Genomic DNA, 17724 nt, shown 5'->3' with positions numbered 1-17724 from the left:
GAGCGTGCCCTCGTCGTCGGTCTGGGTCCATCGGTGGAGCGAGGGCGCCACTTCGACACGGCGCCGAGGTGGCGTTGCGGTGGCGCCCAGGGCCTCGAGAGATCCTCCGCAGGCCGAAGCCCGGCGTGGCGCGCCGGGAGGGGGGGTGCGTGGACTTTTCCCCCTAGTTGGGGTTTGACCCCCCGGCGGTGCTCGCCCTAGGATCGGGGCCGCTCGGTCCGCCGACCTCGGCCGCCGGGTTGGGTCTGCGTCGGCAGGCCAAAGGACAGCATGAACAAGACCGTCCACGAATTCGAGTGCCGAGACGACATCTGGAAGCGCGTGGAAGCGCTCGCCAAACGCCGCGGTGTCACGACTGACGAGATCGTTCAAGCAGCGCTCATTCAGCTGTTCACCCGCAAGAAGTCGGCTGCGTCCTCCTCGCCCTCACAGGAGGCGAAGACCCCGGCGCCTGGCCCGGCGCCCAAGGGCCCACCTCCGCCCAAGGGCCCGCCGCCTTCGCGCCCGGCCGGCGGTCCGCCGCTGCCCTCGGGTGGAGCGACGCGCTCGCCCGGTCTCCCGCGCCCGGGAGGTGGTGGTCGCCTGCCGCCGCCCGGTGGACGGGCACCCTCGGCTCCCCACGGCGCCGCGAGCTCTCCGCCTCCTCCTGCGCCCGCACCCGCACCTGCACCCGCGGGCCAGAACCGCCCGCTCTATCTGTTCTTCGAGGGCAACTGGTACACGGTCGACAAGGACGAGTTCGTGATCGGTCGCGGGAGCAAGTTCTCCGACCTGCCGATCAAGGACGCGAACATCTCCCGGCGGCACTGCGCCGTGGTCCGGCGCAACGGCGAGTACCTGATCAAGGACCTCGGGAGCACCAACGGGGTCGAGTTCGCGGGCCAGCGCGTCGACAATCACCCGGTCGAAGAGGGCAACGTCTACTACCTCTGCGACCACGAGCTGCGCTTCTCCTACAACCCCCCTTACTAGTCGCCCTTGGCCACCGACGCCCTCGAGGAGCTTCGCGCGTGCCTGCGCGAAGCCGCGGCCGACGGCTTCGCTGGGGTGCTCGAGGACAGCCTCGGGCCGCGCATGCGGGCCGCGACGGACGCCCTGCTCGAGCAGGGCGCCGGCGATCACGAGGCCGAGCTGCGCCACTTTCGGGGCGGGCTCGAGCGCTTCGAAGAGCGCGGTCGCCAAGATCGCAGCCGCGTGGTCGCCCACGGCCTGCGCCTGGGCATGGGCCTGGCCGCGCAGCGCAGCGACGCCCAGGGCGGACAGGCGGGGCGTGGGCGCGTGGTCAAGGCAGATCTTGGCCGACGCCTGGGGCAGGCGGCGAAGACCCGCGAGGCCCTCGAGGGCGGGAGCTTGGATGATCTCCTGGGCACCGCGGGGGAGGGGGAAGGCGAAGGCGCGGGCTCGGAGGCGACGAGCGAGGCGCCGGCCAAGAAGAAGACCAAGACGGCCGCGGCCAAGAGGAAGACCAAGGCGGCCGCGGGGAGCGAGGGGAGCGAGGGGAGCGATGCGGCCCCCAGCGCGGCCAAGAAAAAGAGCGCGAGCAAGAAGAAGGGTGCAGCCAAGAAGAAGAGCGCAGCCAAGAAGAAGAGCGCAGCCAAGAAGAAGGGCGCAGCCGAGCGCGGCCCAGATCCCACGGCGGGCCTCGACGCCGAGCTGCTCGAGCGTCTACGAGCCTCGGCGCTGCGGCGCCTGGCCAGTGTCACGACCTTGTCCGGGGTCGGCAAGCGCACGGCGGAGAAGCTCGCCGCGCGGGGCATCGAGACCATCGAAGATCTCGCCTTCTTGCTCCCCCTCGGCTACGAGGACCGCCGTCACACGGTGGCGCTACAGGAGATCGTCGAGGGCGAGAGCGCGGTCGTCGACGGGGTCGTTCGCAGCTTCCGCTCGGGTTGGTACGGCGGCCGCTACTCGGCGACGATGCGCATCGAGCAGATCCAGGAGAACGGCGCGCGGATCGGCCTCGAGGCGCGGTGGTTTCACCCGGTGGGCGGCCTCGGTCAGCGCGTGAGCACGGGCGACACGGTGCTGCTCGCGGGGGTGGTCAAGCACTTCCGCGGCAAGCTCAGCATGGTCCACCCGGAGATCCTCGATCCCGAGCTCGGCCTGGGCATCGGCCTGCGCTACCCGCAGGTCGAGGGCGTGGGCCAGCGGACCTTGGTGCGCCTGTGCCGTGCGGCCCTCGAGCGCCTGCAGGAGGCCGGCGAGCTCGCGGATCCGCTGCCGCCCGCGCTCGTCCGCCGCCACCAGCTGATCGGGGTCCTCGACGCCCTCGGCCAGCTCCACGAGCCCGACGAGGCCATCTCCGACGAGGCGCTGCGCGCCCTCCAGCGCCGCGAGAGCCCCGGCCACCGCCGCCTGGCCTTCGACGAATTCTTCTTCCTTCAGCTCGCCCTGCTGCGCCAGCGCGGGCTCTACCGCGCCGAGCCCTGCGCCCTGCCGCCGCTGGTCGAGGGCAGCTTCGACCGCGAGCGCCTGCGGGCCTGCCTCCCCTGGGAGCCGACCGCGGCCCAGTGGCGGGTGATCGCCGAGATCGAGGGCGACCTCGGCCGGCCCAAGCCGATGCTGCGCCTGCTGCAAGGAGACGTGGGCTCGGGCAAGACCGCGGTGGCCTTCGCCGCGGCCCTGGCGGTGATCGACGCGGGCGCCCAGGCGGCGATCATGGCGCCCACGGAGATCCTGGCCGAGCAGCACCTGCGCAGCATGGAGCCGTGGTGCGAGGCCGCGGGCCTGCGCATCGGCCTGCTCACCGGCTCGACGCCCAGGGCCCAGCGCACCAGCTTGCTGGCGCTGCTCGCCGCCGGCGAGATCGACCTGCTCGTGGGCACCCACGCGCTGCTCGTCGCGGACGTCGAGTTCGCCAACCTCGCCCTGGTCGTCGTCGACGAGCAGCACCGCTTTGGCGTCGAGCAGCGCGGGGCCCTGCGCGAGAAGGGGGCCGCGCCGCACCTGCTGGTGATGACCGCCACGCCGATCCCCCGCAGCCTCGCGCTCACGGCCTTCGGCGAGCTCGACGTCTCGGTGATCGACGAGCTCCCGCCCGGCCGGGTCGCGCCGGACACCCAGGTGTACGCGGGCGCGCGCTCCTTGGTCCGCGCCCGCCGGGCCCTGGTCGAGCGGGTGCTCGCTGGCGACAAGGCCTACGTGGTCTGCCCCCTGGTCGAGGCCAGCGAGGCCGTCGACGCCTCGGACGTCGAGGCGACCGCGGCGGCGATGCGCAAGCTCCTGCCCAAGCACGCCGTGGGCGTGGTCCACGGGCGCATGGTCAGCCGCGAGAAGGACGAGATCATGACCCGCTTTCGCGCGGGCGAGCTCCAGATCCTGGTTGCGACCACGGTGATCGAGGTCGGCGTCGACGTCCCCGACGCCCGGGCGATCCTCATCGAGCACGCCGAGCGCTTCGGCCTGGCGCAGCTGCATCAGCTGCGCGGTCGAGTCGGGCGCTCGGCGGGGCGCTCGAGCTGCATGCTGCACACGGCGAGCGAGGCCAACTCCGACGCCGGCGCGCGGCTGTCGGTGCTCGCCGAGAGCGGCGACGGCTTCGTGGTCGCCGAGCGCGACCTCGAGCTGCGCGGGCCCGGGGAGCTGTTTGGCACCCGCCAGTCGGGCGTGCCCAGGCTGCGCTTTGCGAGCTTCTCGGGCGAGGGCATGAAGATGCTGGTCGCCGCCCGCGAGGCGGCCCTGGCGATCGTCGAGGATGACCCGCAGCTGCGCCGCCATCCGCAGCTGCGCCTCGAGCTCGAGCTGCGCACCGGCGACGCGCAGCTGTGGGCCGGCGAGTCGGGCTGAGTCGTCTCAGCGGTTTGGGATCAGTCGTCGATCAGTCGTCGAGCGCGCCTGCGGCGATCCACTCGCGGACCAGGGCGATGCTGGTGTCGTCGAGGAGCACCGGCGCGTTGAGGGGCATGTGGCTGCCGGATCCGCCCTGGGGCTCGCAGTCGGCCAGGATCCGGTAGAGCCAGGAGCTCTCGGGATCGCCAGGCTCGACCAGAGTCGCGCCGACGTTGCCGATGATCTCGTGGTCGAAGAGCTCGGCGTGGAGGTCGGGCGCCTGGAGGTCGAGGCCCGCGGCCTGGGCCGAGGACCCGTGGCAGGCGTTGAAGGTGCAGCTTTGCTGGAAGACCACGCCGGCGACGTTGGACAAGCTGGGCTCGAGGGTGGGCGCGACGCTGGGATCGTGGTCGACGCACTCGGGCACCGGCGGGATCTCTGGATCGCCGCTGGACGGGACATAGAGGTCGCCGGACAGCTCGGTGTAGCTGGGCATGCCCTGGGCGGGGTTCTTGGCGATGACCAGCATGCCGCAGGGCGCCTCGAACTCGAGCACGCCGTCCTCGCTCTGGCCCACGGCCTGGGTGCCGCCGGTCACGGTGATGTCCATCATCACCGAGGACTCGGCCAGGCCGAGCATCACGCACATCTCCTGGTCGCCCACGCCCCAGCCGACGTTGACGTCGCGCCAGTTGTCGTAGCCGCAGGTGTAGCGCAGGCCGTCGACGGTCGAGAGGTCCAGGGGAGGATCGAAGGTCAGCCCGTTGGCGCCGCCGTTGAAGCCGTCGTGCTCGTAGACCGGCCCGTCGAAGCCCTCGCCGATGAACTCGAGCGAGAAGTAGTTGCCCAGGTAGTGGTAGTGGGGCAGCACGTAGTGCAGGACCATGTCCATCGGCCCGCCGGTAGCCGCCTCGTAGCGGGCGCCAAAGCCGTCACACTGCCCCGTGAACCGGCTCTCGGCGTTGGCCGGGATGTCGAGATCGAGGTAGCTCAGGCGAAAGGGGGTGAGCACGAGCTCGACCAGCTTGGGGTGGATGAGCGAGAGGCTCATGAACAGCTGGCTCTCGACCTCGCCGGGGCCGACGTTGAGCAGGTGCGTGCCGGCGACGACCTTGTGCCGCGCGGGGATCTTGATGACGGCGCCGTCGACCGTGCGCTGGTGCTCCTCGAAGGACTGGGTCGACTGGGCGAAGAGCACGGTGCCGGCCCCGGCCGCCGCGAGCTCGGTGAAGCCGCGGCTCGAGCAGTCGAAGAAGCCGTCCTCTCCGGGGTAGAGGTCCTCGGGGACCACGAACCAGTTGGAGTGGTGGAAGTAGCCGAAGTTGCTGAGCGTGACCTCCTGGACGTAGAGCGGGGCGTCGTTGTCCAAGGTCCACTGCACGCAGTTTTCGATCTCCTCGAAGGGCGCCAAGGTGATCGTGCCGAAGTCGTGGGTGAGCGTGGCCTCGAGCCCATCGACCCCGCCGACGTCGGTCTCGCCCTCGTCGTCATCGGGGTTTGTCGTGTCGTCGTCGTCGAGGCCGACGTCGTCGAGACAGCCCGAGAGGGCGGCGCAGAGCAAGATGGTGAGCCAGCGAGGGGAGGGGGTCATGACAGGAGGGGCGGTGAGGGGCGACGAGGGCGGGCGCGCAGGCAGAGCGCAGCGAAGAGCAAGAAGAGCAGCAGATCGTCGACCAGCCTGCCACGCGCGGGGTCCAAGGAGCAACGACCGCCCGCATCCTCGCCCTGACCAGAGTCGGCTGCCCCGGCCCCGTCCTCTGTCTCGCTTTCGTCTTCGCCCTCGCCCGCGTCGTCCTCCGTCGTGCCCTCGTCACCCTCGTCCTCGTCCTCGCCCTCGCTGGCGATGGTGACGACGGCGCTCAGGGCGTGAGCCTCGTAGTCCAGCTCGGGATCCTCGTTCGGGTGGGTGACGACGGCGCGCAGCTGCACGGTCAGCCCCCAACTCGGGGCCGGCGCCGCAAACTCGAGCTCGAGGAGCTGCTCCCCCTCGCTCTCCAAGCTCGCGCTGTGGGCCTCTGTCCACTCGACCTCGCCCTTGGAGGTCCGCCACTGGAGGCTCAACACGGCGTTTTGCGGGCCGTGAACGCAGACCGGCAGGCTCAGGGTCTCGTCCGACCACAGCACCTGGGGGGTCTCGCCCAAGGTCGCGGCGGTCTGCGTGGGCAGGTCTTCGCTGGAGTCGAGCACGCGGACCACCCAGGGGGCGCGGCGCCACAGGTTGTAGGGCGGCTCCCAGGTGTAGCCGGCGAGCATCCAGGTCCCCGCGGGGATGGAGCTGGTGTCCCAGTCGACGGGCTCGGCGGCGGCCTCGAAGCTGATCGCCCGCCGGGCATCATCGGCGGTCACGCGCTGCCAGCAGCCCGCCCACGCGACGCTGGTCTCGAGGGTCGCCTCGGGGTCGTCGAGGCGCTCGGCCGCCTCGAAGCCCGCGTCCACGCTGCGCTGGAGGTCCGCGACGGAGATGTAGCTGGGAGGCGCTGAGCCGGCGACGTACTGGCGGCACAGCGCGATGAACTGGTGCGTGCGGCAGTCCTCGAGCTCGTCGACGGACAAGCTGGTGTCCTCGGCGGGGATCTCGTAGGTGAAGCTCAGGGTTGGATCGACGCTGCGGTCGACGGTCTGAATGCAGGGGGCCTCGGGCCACAGCACGGGCGTGCGCGGGTGCTCGGTGTTGCCGGCGTGGGCGCTGGCTGGGGCTAGCGTGGGTAGCAACGCCAGCGCGACAGTGGTCGCGGCTCGGCGTGCGCGCTGCGAGGGGGCGCTCATTCAGGGGATAGCCTAGCAGGTCGTCGCCGATCCCGTGGGCGAGATGGGCGTAGCGCATCGTGACCACGATGGAGCTGTGGCCGAGCCACTCCTGGACCTGATGGATGGTCGAGGACTTCGACCACGATGACGATCTCGCCGCGATGATCCGCGGCCTGCCCGAGACCGAGCAACGGCTCGCGTACGCCATGCTCGGAAACCTCTACATCTACGCCACGGCCAGCCGCTGACCATCACTCGCGCTTGGGGTCGGCGAACAGTTCGGTGACATCGACCCCGAGAACATTGGCGAGCTTGTTGAGCCAGTCGAGGTCGGCGTCGTACTCGCCGGCCATCATGCAAACAGCTCGCGTCGATCGATGCCAGCCCTGTCGGCAACAACCGTCAACGGGATCCCCTTGGCTCGGTCAGGCGACGGAGGTTCTCGGTCACGACCTCGTGAGCAAGTGGGCTCGGCGCTGTGGGGGACAGTACACCAACTCCCCGGTATTCCACGCGATGCTCGCTGACAACATTTTCCAGGTTTCAGTTCACGGCGGATGGCTACCGAACACTTCGACTTCATCGACGACAAAGGGAGGGGGGGAACAACGCATGTTGGACCTGGCTCGCCTCGACCACGTCAATTACTCATTCTTTCTCGCCGGGGATGCTCCCGTGTTGTGGCATGTGCGCCGAGTCGAGTGGCGCGAGGAGCTGTCACAGCCCTACGAACTCGTCGTCGATCTCATCACCGATGGCGAGCTCATCCCCGTCCAGGACCTACTCGGCGGCGGGGCGGAGCTGGTCATGGAGCGCATGGGCCTGGTCCACGCGGCCTTCGGCATCATCCATCGGCTCGAGGAGCTTGGCGGCGACGGCGTCCATCACTTCGTGCGGGTCTACCTCGTCCCTGCCCTCCAGTTGCTCGACCAGCGCGTCGACACGCGGGTGTTCCAGGGCCAGACCGTGCCAGAGATCGTCGAGGCGGTGCTCGGCGAGGCCCTCGCCGAGTACGAGCGCGAGATCGACGTAGCGAGCGGGCTCAGCCAGACCTATGAGGCTCGGGACTACTGCGTCCAGTTTCGCGAGTCGGACTTCGACTTTTGCGCGCGCCTGCTGGAAGAGGAGGGCATCGCCTACTACTTCGAGGCTGACGAGGACAAGGGCTGCGAGAAGCTGATCCTCGTCGACAACAACGAAGCCTATGTCGATACGCCGATCTTGGTCGGTGGCGAGATTCCGATCATCACCGACCGCGTCGACGAGGCCGGGACGGAGTCTCTTCAGGGTCTGGAGCTGACCCTCAGCCAGCGGCAGACCAAGGTCGCGACGCGGGCCTACAACTTCAAGGCCCCCAGTGCTCTCGACGAGGGTGAGCAGGGCGGCGCCGATTCACTCGGGCGCACGCGCGAGCTCTACCTGTTCGACGAGCGCCGGCAGATCGTCGATGACCCCGTCGGAGACCCCCGCGCGGAGAGCTTCGACGGGACCTCCGTGCCCCAGCGCGAGCTGCTCGCCGAGCACCGCCTCGAGCTCGCCCAGCGCGACACTCGGACCGCCGTCGGCTCCTCCAACGTCATGGGCCTCGGCGCAGGGCGTCGCTTCACCCTCGCCAGCCATCGGCGCGATGAGCTCAGCGGGCAGACCTTCCTGGTCACCCGGGTCTTCCACGAAGGCAACGCCCCGGACGAAGAGATCGGCGGGGCCGCGGACGGGGGCCCCCGCTACGCCAATCACTTCGAGTGCATCCCCGTCGAGCAGCGCTTCGTCCCCTCGACCTTCACGCCCCGTCCGCGGGTTCACGGGGCCCAGACCGCCACGGTCATGGGGCCCGCGGACGACCCCAGCGAGGACATCCACACCGACCCGCACGGGCGCGTCAAGGTCCGCTTTCACTGGGACCGGCTCGCGCCCGAGGACGAGACCGCCTCGTGCTGGGTCCGCGTCGCGCACAGCTGGGCCGGGTCGGGCTGGGGCAGCTTGTTCATCCCGCGCGTGGGTATGGAGGTCGTCGTCGAGTTCCTCGACGGCAACCCCGATCGTCCGCTGGTGATCGGCTGCGTCTACAACGGCGAGCAGACGCCACCCTACGCCCTGCCTGATGAGAAGACCAAGAGCACGATCAAGTCGGACAGCTCACCGGGCGGAGGTGGCTTCAACGAGTTGCGCTTTGAAGACGCCAAAGGCAGCGAGGAGGTGTTTCTCCACGCGCAAAAGGACTTCAACGAGACCGTGCTCAACGATCACACCACCGACGTCGAGGCCAACCAGACGATCACCGTCGGCGCTGACCAGAGCACCACGGTCACCGGCAACCAGACCAACACCGTCAAGCAGGACCAGACCGAGACCATCACGGGGAACCAAACGATGACCGTGGAGAAGAACCGGGTCGTGACGGTGATCGGTAGCCAGAGCTTGACGATCAAGGGCTCGAAGAGCGAGGGCGGCGTCAAAGGATCGAAGCTCGACATCACCGGCGACTGGAAGGCCGATGCGTCCAACACCATCGAGCTGCAGGCGCCAACCCACATCAAGCTGACCTGCGGCGGCAGCGTGCTCGAGATGGTCCCCGGCAAGATCACCTTGACCGCTGGCGGCGGCGCGAAGCTCGTGCTCGACGCCAACGCGCTGATGTCCTCGAACGCCGGGAGCTCGGCCAAGCTCGATGGCAACGCGAAGATCTCGGCCTCGACTGGCGCGAGCGCGGAGTACACGGCCAACGCGACCATCACCGGCGCGACCTCGACAGTGCAGTCGAGCAGCGGCGGCATGGTCGAGCTCACCGCCGACGCCGTGCTGGCGGGGGCGAAGTGCACCTGCGAAGGCTCTGTCGGCAAGCTCGAGCTCGCCAGCGACGCGGACCTGTCCGGCACCAACGTCAACTCGACCGCGATGGCCAAGAACGCAGTCATGGGCGCGACCGTGGCGCTCAACTGAGGTCCACATGGCAGAGCCCAACCCCATCGAACAGCGCCTCGATCGACTCTATGAGGACTGGGACGACTTCGCGGCCGCGCCCGCCGCGAAGCTGCTGCGCTGGCAAGTCGTCGACAACGAATGGCGCATGATCGAGCTGTTCTTCCGCGTCGAAGATGAGGAAGACAGCGGGCAGCTACCCGTCATCTTCGTCCGCCTCGACGCGCCCTACCACGACGCGCGCACCTACACGCAGGCGCTCTACGACCAGCTGAGCGCGCAGATCGAGGACAGCCTCGAGCAGATCGGGGAGGGCTTCATTGCGCCACCGACGACGGGGCATGCCCTCGCTGATCTACTCGGGCTCGCCGATGCGCTCGCCGATGTCGCGGGTGAGGCCCTCGAGCTGCTCGTCTTGGTGTTCACGCCGACGGAGGTCCTCGACCCCGAGGAGTGGGCGAGCTGGCTTGGGCTGTGTGTCGACCGCATGCCCCCGAGCGTGCGCGGGATCGTGATCGACGAGCTGGGGTCCCCGACAACCGCGCCCCTCGATCATCTCGCCAATGCGCGCCCCGAGCAGCTGCGCTCGGAGCTCGCCGATCTGGCGATGCTCGACGTTGGCGTCGAGCTGGCCGATCATAGCTGTCGTCAGGGCCCAGACGCAGACTATCGCCGCTGTTACGCCCAGATGTTCGCGGCGATCGGTCGGAGCCAGCTCGACGCTGCGGTGCATGCAGGCGCCGAGGCGCAAGCCATCGCCCGCGCGCAAGGCTGGGGGCCGCTCACAGTCGCGGTCGACCTCGCCCTCGGCAGTGGACACTTGCAGACGCAAGAACATGAGCGCGCGATCGAGCTGTTCCACCGTGCGCGCGAACAGGCTCTGGAGCTGCCCGATGAGCAAGCCCCGGCGCTGGCGTTGCAGGCTCAGTTTGGCATGGGCGCCGCTGCGATCGCTGCTGGGGCGCTGCCACAGGGCGCTCAGCTCTACGCCGAGGCCGCGCAGCTCGCTGAAGCGAGTGAAGATTCCCGTTCGCAACTCGACGCGCTGCGCATGCAGGCCCACTGTCTCGAGTTCGACGGCAAGCCCGAGCAAGCCTGGCTCGCCGCGAGCGCGGGCTTTGGTGTCGCGGAAGGCATGGACGAGGAGACCCGTCGTTCGTCGACGCTCGCGTGGCTGGGCGTCGCGGCCGAGCGCCTCGCTAGCCGCGTCCACGCCCAGCCCCCCTGGCCCGAGTTGCGGACCAGGCTCGAGGCCTGGATCGGACCGAGCTGGCGGGCGCTCGGCAGCGGGGAGGTGTCGCCATGATGCCCGCGGCCAAGCACCTCGATCCCCTGTTGGGGATCGACATCCACATGATCCAGCCGCCGATCACCTGTCCGCCGATCCCGATTCCACATCCGCACATCGGCATGGTGCTCGACCCCTTCGACTACGTGCCGATCCTGGGCGCGACGGTCACTGTCGCCGGTCTCAAGCGGGCGCAAGCAGGCACGGCAGGGATCGCTATCCCCCACTTTCCGATCGGAGGAACCTTCATCAAGCCGCCGGCCAACGAGTCGGAGATGTTCATGGGGTCGGCGACGGTCTCGGTCGACGCCGACGCGTTTAGCTACCTCGGCCTGCCCGCGCTGAGCTGCCACTGCATCGGCATGCCGGCGCCGCCGCGGCCCAAGGGAGCGCCGCCCAAGTCGCTCGTGCTGCCGACGACGGTGGTGCTCTCGATCCCCATCGGCGTCACCGTCGGCGGGCCGCCGACGATCTCCTTGATGGCGCTGGGTATGCGCGTGGGCATGGCGGCGCTGGGCAAGGCCTTCAAGAAGCTACGCAAGCTGCAAAAGTCGAGCAAGCGCATGAAGGCGATCTCCGATCGGATCCACCGCGCGGCGTCGAAGGTCATGGACGATCTCGGTGTCCCGCCCAACGTCCAAAATCGCATTCATCGCTCGATCTGCACGGCTACGGGGCACCCCGTCGATGTGGCGACGGGCAAGATGTTCACCGAGTTCGACGACTTCGAGATCCCCGGCGCGCTGCCCTTTCGCTGGTCGCGGGTGTGGATGAGCTGCTCGAGCTACGAGGGCCCGCTCGGGCATGGCTGGCACCACAGCTACGACTACGCGCTCGCCGTCGATTGGGAGCGCCGCTGCATCGCCGTGCGCCTCGACGACGGACGCGCGGCGGTGTTTCCGACCTTGGAGCTGGGCGAGCAGGCCTTCGACCTTGGCGAGCGGATGACGCTGATCCGTGATGAACATGGCTACATCCTGCGCACACCATCGCGGGTCAGGTTGCGATTCGCTAGCTTGAGCGCTCATGATGGCCAATTGCGCCCAACCGAGATACACGACGAGTTCGGCGCCCACCTTCAGCTCGCTTGGACAGGCGGCCGTCTACGTAGTGTGACCGACAGTGCCGGTCGTATGTTCGAAGTCCAGTCTGATGCCGAGGGACGGATCGTTGCGATCGTCGGGCCCGATCCCGACCATCCTTCCGCACGCATGCCCCTCGTTACCTACGAGTATGACGCGCATGGTGATCTCGTTGCGACGACGGATGCTTGTGGCGCACGCGCGCGCTTTGTCTACCGAGACCACCTGCTCGTGCGCGAGACCGACCGCAACGGCCTGAGCTTTCACTTTGAGTACGAGACCATCGCCGGTGCAGCTCGCTGCGTCCGGACCTGGGGGGACGAAGACATCTTTGTTCGCACCCTCGAGTATGAGGTCGCCGAAGGGCGTACGATCGAGACCGACGGCGAGGGGCATCGCACGATCCACCAGCACGACGGTGTCCTCGTCAAAGCAACAACTGATCCGCTCGGTCATCGGACCAGCTTCGAACACGATGAGTGGGGCCGATTAACCCGCCGGACCGATCCGCTCGGCGCAAGCACGAGCTTTACCCACGACTCGCGCGGCAACCTCGTCGAGCAAGTTGGGTCGGATGGTAGTCAGATCACGCTCGGCTACGATGACTCCGACCGACTCGTCGAGCTCGTCGATCCGAACGGTGGATCCTGGCAGTGGACACGCGATGAGTATGGTCGTGCAGTCGCGCGCAGGAGCCCCGACGGCGCGACAGTCCATCTGCGCTGGCGCGGCCCCTTGCTCGAGGCGATCGCCGACGGCGTGGGAGCCACCACTGGATTCGAGTACGACGCCGCTCACAATCTCGTGGCTCTGCACCTCGCCGATGGGGGCTCGCTGCGCTGGTCCTACGATCGGCTCGGGCGTGCGCGCAGCTTCACGACCGCGACCGGCGCCGTCCTGACCCTCGTCCGGGATCGTCTCGGCCGGGTCATCGAGCGGGGTGAGGCAGACGGAACCCTGCGACGTACACGCCTCGACGGCGAGGGGCGGCCCCTGCGTATCGAGCTCCCCGATCGCGTCATCGAGCTGGCGTGGGCCGGCCTCGAGCAGCTTCGGCTGCGGCGCGAGGCCGGCGTCGAGACCCGCTTCGACTATGACAGCGAAGAGCGCCTCACCGAGCTGATCAACGCCCACGGCGACCGCTATCGATTCGAGCGTGATGCCCGGGGTGAGGTCGTGGCTGAGATCGGTTGGGCCGGCGACCGGCGCGAGCTCGTCCGCGATGCAGCCGGGAGGGTCCGGCAGCTGCGCCTGCCTGGTGGCACGGTGACCACCTACGCGTGGAACCCGAACGGCAGGCTGAGCGAGGTTGCCTACGCTGATGGAGGCTTTGAGCGCTACGAATATCGCGCCGACGGCCTCTTGACCCGGGTCAGCAACGAGACCTGCGCGGTGACCTTCGAGCGCGACGCCATCGGGCGAATCACGCGCGAGTGGCAAGACGAACACTGGATCGAGTCTCGCTACGACCTCGCGGGTGAACGCGTGGCGCTGCGTTCGAGCTTCGGCGTCGAGCTCGAGATCGAGCGCGACCCGATGGGGCGTTGGTCGAAACTCGCGCTCGACGACGGGCGCAACTCGACCTGGCGCTCGGACGTGCGCCGCGACGCGGGTGGCGCGATGCTCGAGCGCGCGGCTCCCGGGGAGGCGCGCGAGCGCTGGACCTACGATGGCCTCGGGCGACCAGCCCAGCACCACGTCGAAGCGAGCAGCGGCCTCGTCCGCGACCTTCGCTATGGCTGGGGCTTTGATGTCCGGCTTGCGCGCGTCGTCGATGCGCTGACAGGTCTCGGCACCGAATACGAGCATGACGTGCTCGGCCAACTCAGGGCCGTCCATCATCAAGACAGCGCGGACCTGCGGGTCGCTGATGCGCTCGGCAACATCTATCGCAGCCTCGAGCGGGATGATCGCGGCTACGGACCCGACGGTCGCCTCCTGTGGGCCGACGCCGAGTCTGGACGAATCCACTACGAGTATGATGCCGACGGCCGTCGTGTGGTTCGTCGCGATTGTGATGGTAGCGAATGGCGCTACAGCTGGAATGCCGCCGGCCGTCTCGTGGCGATCGAACGGCCCGACGGGGAGCTCGTCGAATTCACCTACGATGCCCTCGGTCGCCGGGTGTCAAAGAGCTTTCGGGGTCGTACGACTCGGTGGCTGTGGGATGGCGACGTCATGTTCCACGAGTGGGACGAGGTTGAAGTCAGCGAGCCTACCGACCTGCCGTTGGGCTCGCAGACCCTGGCCCTCGACGACGCGGAGCGCGAAGCTCCACGTGCACGTGGGCCACCGCCAGGCCTCATCACGTGGGTGAGCGACCCAGATACCCTCGCGCCTGCGGCCAAGCTCGTTGGTGGGCGAGCTTACACGATCGTCTGCGATCACATCGGGACGCCCACGCTGATGCTCGACGAGCACGGCCGGCGCGTTTGGCAGGCCGAGATCTCGGCGTGGGGGGAACTGCGGGTCATCCTCGGTGACGCGGCGGACTGCCCGCACCGGTTTGCGGGGCAGTACGAGGACCGGGAGACGGGGCTGTTCTACAACCGTTACCGGTACTTCGAGCCTGGGGCGGGGCAGTATCTGTGCGTCGATCCGATCCGGCTCGCCGGGGGGTTGAATTCGTTCGCATATGTGGGAGATCCTCTGTCCGAGGCCGACCCACTCGGCCTGGCCACGTGCCGCGGACGAATCCAAGCACAGGGTGGTGGTACAGAAAAATCGGTGCCTTGGACGAAAGACACCCCTCCTACCGTCTCAGAGGGCCTCGACATGCTCGACTCGCTCAAGTCGCAACTCACCAAGCCGGAATTCAAGGCCCGCAAAGAGTTGATAGAAAAAGCTCAAAAGTGGATCACCAAAGCAGGTGAAAATGGAGGTGTCTCTGCTCCCGTGTCAAAGACTTTCAAGGCCAAGGGGCCGACGGATATTCGTATTGACATCGAGATCATAACCGGAGATGCGTTTGTCCCGGGTTAGCCATAGCCTGGAGCCACTCAACCGTCTACTAGACGGCCGTCCGGGCTATTTGGCCGCAGCTCAATGGTGGTCGGAGTTCTGGAGTGACCTAGAAGACACAGACCACTGGGTTGCTCCGTGGCTGAATACCCGATTTGACGATGGATCCATGATGATGGATGGCGATGGCATCCTCAGTGCCATTAACCCTGCGCTATGTCGGGCTCTCAAAATTATCCAAGAAGAGAAACTCGCCAAGCACGGGTACGTCACCTGGTGGACTCAAGAGTGGAGCTCTGAACAGAGCAGTGCAACAATGTTGGTTTTAAGTATTGTGCCTTCGCCGAGTTCACTGTTTTTTGCTGCGGAGCTGATGCAGGCATGGGTAGTAGGCCAGCCCATTGAGGCCTCAGGTCATCAGCAGTGGAATAGCTAGCCGCTTCGAGCGCAGTGCCCAAAGTTCTGGCGGGCAGCTCACGACTGCTGAGCTTACTTACCAGTGAGTCATCCCGACCATCGGCACCGAACACTTCATTGCTCCGCTCCCTCTATGCCAACAAGGGTGAGACAGCAAGCCCCCGAGAATTTAGAGTCGTAGAGGGCGGGACCGAGTTCGGTGACCTCAGCGCGCTCCTGCGTCGAGAGGGCGCGGGCCTTGCCTCGGCGATCAGCGCTCCGATGGCGCCCGCCACGTCTTCGATCGGCACGTTGGGATCGACGCGGTGCTGATACAGAAGATCGATGTAGCCGGTCCTGAAGCCGGCGCAGGCAGCCTCGACGGCCGTTTGGATGTGGGCGAGGTGAAGCGGAGGCAGAGGGCGAGGGCGGCGATGCCCTCACGAAGAAGCTCGGGCTTGGCGCCTGGTTTCGTGCGGTAGCGAGCGACCATCGTCTCGTGTACTCCGGTCGCATCGTGGCTCGTCTGTCGGGTCGACGGCGCCCGGTCGGGTCGACAGCCCCTGGGCCTTGGGATAGCCTCCAGTGCCAATGAGCTGCCAGGGACGGCCGCCAGCGCGCACGATGAGCGGATACGAGAAGGACGGTCGGGCTTGAGCCTCTCCAGTGACCACCTCGCGCGCCTGCTCGGGCTCGTCGTGCCTGCGCTCGCGGGGGCGCTGACCGGTCGCCTGGGGCTCTTTTTCGACCCGCGGGCCGCCGTCTCGGTGCTCAACCGCTACGCGCTCTACATCGCCTTCCCCGCGCTGGTCACCCGCGGTCTGCTCCTGCCTTCGGCGGGGATCCCCGCGCAGCCCGCGTTTTGGCTGCTGTGGCCGATCTGCCTGGTGCTCTCGCTGGCGATCGCGCGGGGGATCCGGCGGCCGGCGGTCGGCCTGGGCATCTCCTTTGGCAACGTGGCCTACGTCGGCTTGCCCTTCATCGCGGCGGTCATGGGCGACTCGGTCGAGGGCCCGGCCGCGCTCGCGGTCGCGGTCCACGTCACGGGGGCGGTCACGGTGGGTCCGGCGATCTTGGCCCACGCCAGCGGTGCCGAGGGCGGGCTGCCGGCGGTGGCTCGGCGTGTCGCTCGGATGCCCCTGTTTTGGGCGCCGATCGTCGGCCTGCTCGCGCGCAACAGCCCGTCCGCCGCCCGCGACCTGGCTGGCGCCGCGCTGGCGCCCTTCGCCGGGAGCGCGTCGGCGGTGGCGCTCTTCTTGCTCGGGCTGCACGTCTACACCGAGCGCGAGCGGGTGCTGGGCGTGGGCCGTGCGGTCCTCGGCCTGGTCGGCGCCCGCATGGTGCTCACGCCGCTGCTGATGCTCGGGCTGGCCTTCGCCGCCCAGCGCCTGGGCCTGCTCGATCCCGAGCTCGGGCGGCTCCACGTGCTCTTGGCGTGCATGCCCCTGGGCATCACCACCTTCTCCATGGCCCACGACGCGGGCGTGGAGTCCGAGCGGGTCGCGGGGGCGGTCGTGCTGTCCTCACTGCTCGCCCTGGTGATGCTGCCGCTGTGGAGCCTGGTGTCTCGCCTGCTCTGAGCCGCGTGGCGCCAGACCCGTCTCGTGGTAGACCCAGGCCCATGTTTGGGTCCATCGAGCTTTGCGCACGCATCGAGCAGGCAGGCGCCAAAGACCTCGCCGAGATGGCCGAGCGCGCCGGCGGGTTCTCGCTCGCGGTCGGGGAGGGCGGCAGGGCGATCTTCGCCGGGCGAGAGTCCCCCATGACCAAGGTCCTCGGCGTCGACCTCGACCTGTCCGCGCTGCCCGAGGTCGAGCGGCGCTTCGCCGAGCAGGGCGCGGCGGTGACCATCGAGTGCCGACCCTGGCCGAGCCCGCCCTGGCCCAGGGCCTGTCCAAGGCGGGCTATCACGTGCTCGGCTTCGAGGGCGTGCTGGCGCGGGGCTGCGCGATCGAGCCGCGCGCCCTGGCGGACGGCCTGTGCATCCGCGAGAGCCCCATCGAGGAGCTCGAGCTGTGGGTCGACATCTTCGTCGAGGGCTTCGCGCAGCCCGACCAGCAGGGGACCAGGCCCGCCGAGAGCTTCCCCAAGGAGGCGCTGCGGGCGAGTCTTCGGGTCATGGCCACGACCGCGATCCGGATGATCGGGCTGGACGATGGCGTGGCCGCTGCCGTCGGATGCCTGTCGCTCGTCGACGGCGTGGCCTTCTTCAACGGCGCCACCACCTTGCCCGCGCACCGCGGGCGCGGCCTGCAGACGGCGCTGATCGAGCGCCGCTTGCAGCTCGCGGATCAGCGCGGGGCCGAGCTCGCGTGCGTGACCACGCAGCCCGGATCGAAGTCGCAGCAAAACGTGATGCGGCAGGGCTTCGAGCCGATCTACACCCGGGTGCTGATGACCAAGTCCCCCGGCTTGGCACACTAGTGTGCGCGGCAGAGGACTTGAAGGGCCCCAGGCTTGGAGCACCGGCCGCTGACTTCGTTGCTCGTCAGTCATTTGTGCCCGACAAACTCCCTCCTCGCGCCTCGTCAGCAACCGGCGGTCCGGCGCCTGGGACCCTTC

General features: G+C 68.4%; 12 protein-coding genes. 9 read left to right on the top strand and 3 right to left on the bottom strand.

The window, feature by feature from the left end:
• Nucleotides 1-270: 270 nt before the first annotated feature.
• Nucleotides 271-972: an FHA domain-containing protein gene (locus G6O69_RS29795; RefSeq protein ID WP_172306862.1), complete on the top strand. Its 702-nt coding sequence runs from the start codon at nt 271-273 to the stop codon at nt 970-972.
• 6 nt (nt 973-978) lie between these two features.
• A complete protein-coding gene (gene recG, locus G6O69_RS29790) occupies nt 979-3786 on the top strand; it encodes an ATP-dependent DNA helicase RecG (protein WP_172306861.1) in 2808 nt (935 codons plus the stop codon).
• Between the two features lie 31 nt (nt 3787-3817).
• Here the strand turns inward: recG and G6O69_RS29785 are convergent, their stop codons facing one another.
• Both G6O69_RS29785 and G6O69_RS29780 read right to left on the bottom strand, forming a co-directional pair.
• Nucleotides 3818-5359: a hypothetical protein gene (locus G6O69_RS29785; protein WP_172306860.1), complete on the bottom strand. Its 1542-nt coding sequence runs from the start codon at nt 5357-5359 to the stop codon at nt 3818-3820.
• Entirely contained in the window at nt 5356-6534 is a 1179-nt protein-coding gene (locus G6O69_RS29780) for a hypothetical protein (protein WP_172306859.1), read from the bottom strand. The genes G6O69_RS29785 and G6O69_RS29780 overlap by 4 nt, the downstream gene beginning before the upstream one ends.
• A 104-nt stretch (nt 6535-6638) precedes the next feature.
• Between G6O69_RS29780 and G6O69_RS40715 the strand changes: the two genes are divergently transcribed.
• From G6O69_RS40715 to G6O69_RS29755, 5 genes are all read left to right on the top strand, one after another.
• Nucleotides 6639-6764 (top strand): hypothetical protein, encoded by a 126-nt coding sequence (locus tag G6O69_RS40715; protein ID WP_255215908.1) that lies wholly within the window; start codon nt 6639-6641, stop codon nt 6762-6764.
• 364 nt (nt 6765-7128) lie between these two features.
• Complete coding sequence (gene tssI / locus G6O69_RS29770; protein ID WP_176397162.1) at nt 7129-9456, top strand: type VI secretion system tip protein TssI/VgrG; 2328 nt, start codon at nt 7129-7131, stop codon at nt 9454-9456.
• Nucleotides 9457-9463: 7 nt separating this feature from the next.
• Nucleotides 9464-10741, top strand: coding sequence for a hypothetical protein (locus G6O69_RS29765; protein ID WP_172306857.1), 1278 nt, complete (start codon nt 9464-9466; stop codon nt 10739-10741).
• Nucleotides 10741-14787: a DUF6531 domain-containing protein gene (locus tag G6O69_RS29760; RefSeq protein WP_176397161.1), complete on the top strand. Its 4047-nt coding sequence runs from the start codon at nt 10741-10743 to the stop codon at nt 14785-14787. The genes G6O69_RS29765 and G6O69_RS29760 overlap by 1 nt, the downstream gene beginning before the upstream one ends.
• A gap of 148 nt (nt 14788-14935) precedes the next feature.
• On the top strand, nt 14936-15202 hold the full coding sequence (locus tag G6O69_RS29755) for a hypothetical protein (protein WP_172306855.1): 267 nt from the start codon (nt 14936-14938) through the stop codon (nt 15200-15202).
• Nucleotides 15203-15314: 112 nt separating this feature from the next.
• Here the strand turns inward: G6O69_RS29755 and G6O69_RS42425 are convergent, their stop codons facing one another.
• Nucleotides 15315-15557, bottom strand: coding sequence for a hypothetical protein (locus G6O69_RS42425; RefSeq protein WP_346017158.1), 243 nt, complete (start codon nt 15555-15557; stop codon nt 15315-15317).
• Nucleotides 15558-15815: 258 nt separating this feature from the next.
• Between G6O69_RS42425 and G6O69_RS29745 the strand changes: the two genes are divergently transcribed.
• Together G6O69_RS29745 and G6O69_RS29740 are read left to right on the top strand one after the other, a co-directional pair.
• Nucleotides 15816-16742, top strand: coding sequence for an AEC family transporter (locus tag G6O69_RS29745; RefSeq protein WP_172306854.1), 927 nt, complete (start codon nt 15816-15818; stop codon nt 16740-16742).
• 274 nt (nt 16743-17016) lie between these two features.
• A complete protein-coding gene (locus tag G6O69_RS29740; RefSeq protein WP_172306853.1) occupies nt 17017-17586 on the top strand; it encodes a GNAT family N-acetyltransferase in 570 nt (189 codons plus the stop codon).
• Nucleotides 17587-17724 lie beyond the last annotated feature (138 nt).

This window comes from Pseudenhygromyxa sp. WMMC2535 (assembly GCF_011083025.2).
This window is presented reverse-complemented; position numbering and strand designations above follow the sequence as displayed.

Coding starts and splice junctions, on each gene's coding strand:
- G6O69_RS29795 (WP_172306862.1), top strand. CDS start 271: ATGAACAAGACCGTCCACGAATTCGAGTGCCGAGACGACATCTGGAAG.
- G6O69_RS29785 (WP_172306860.1), bottom strand. CDS start 5,359: ATGACCCCCTCCCCTCGCTGGCTCACCATCTTGCTCTGCGCCGCCCTC.
- G6O69_RS29780 (WP_172306859.1), bottom strand. CDS start 6,534: ATGAGCGCCCCCTCGCAGCGCGCACGCCGAGCCGCGACCACTGTCGCG.
- G6O69_RS40715 (WP_255215908.1), top strand. CDS start 6,639: ATGGTCGAGGACTTCGACCACGATGACGATCTCGCCGCGATGATCCGC.
- tssI (WP_176397162.1), top strand. CDS start 7,129: ATGTTGGACCTGGCTCGCCTCGACCACGTCAATTACTCATTCTTTCTC.
- G6O69_RS29765 (WP_172306857.1), top strand. CDS start 9,464: ATGGCAGAGCCCAACCCCATCGAACAGCGCCTCGATCGACTCTATGAG.
- G6O69_RS29760 (WP_176397161.1), top strand. CDS start 10,741: ATGCCCGCGGCCAAGCACCTCGATCCCCTGTTGGGGATCGACATCCAC.
- G6O69_RS29755 (WP_172306855.1), top strand. CDS start 14,936: ATGATGATGGATGGCGATGGCATCCTCAGTGCCATTAACCCTGCGCTA.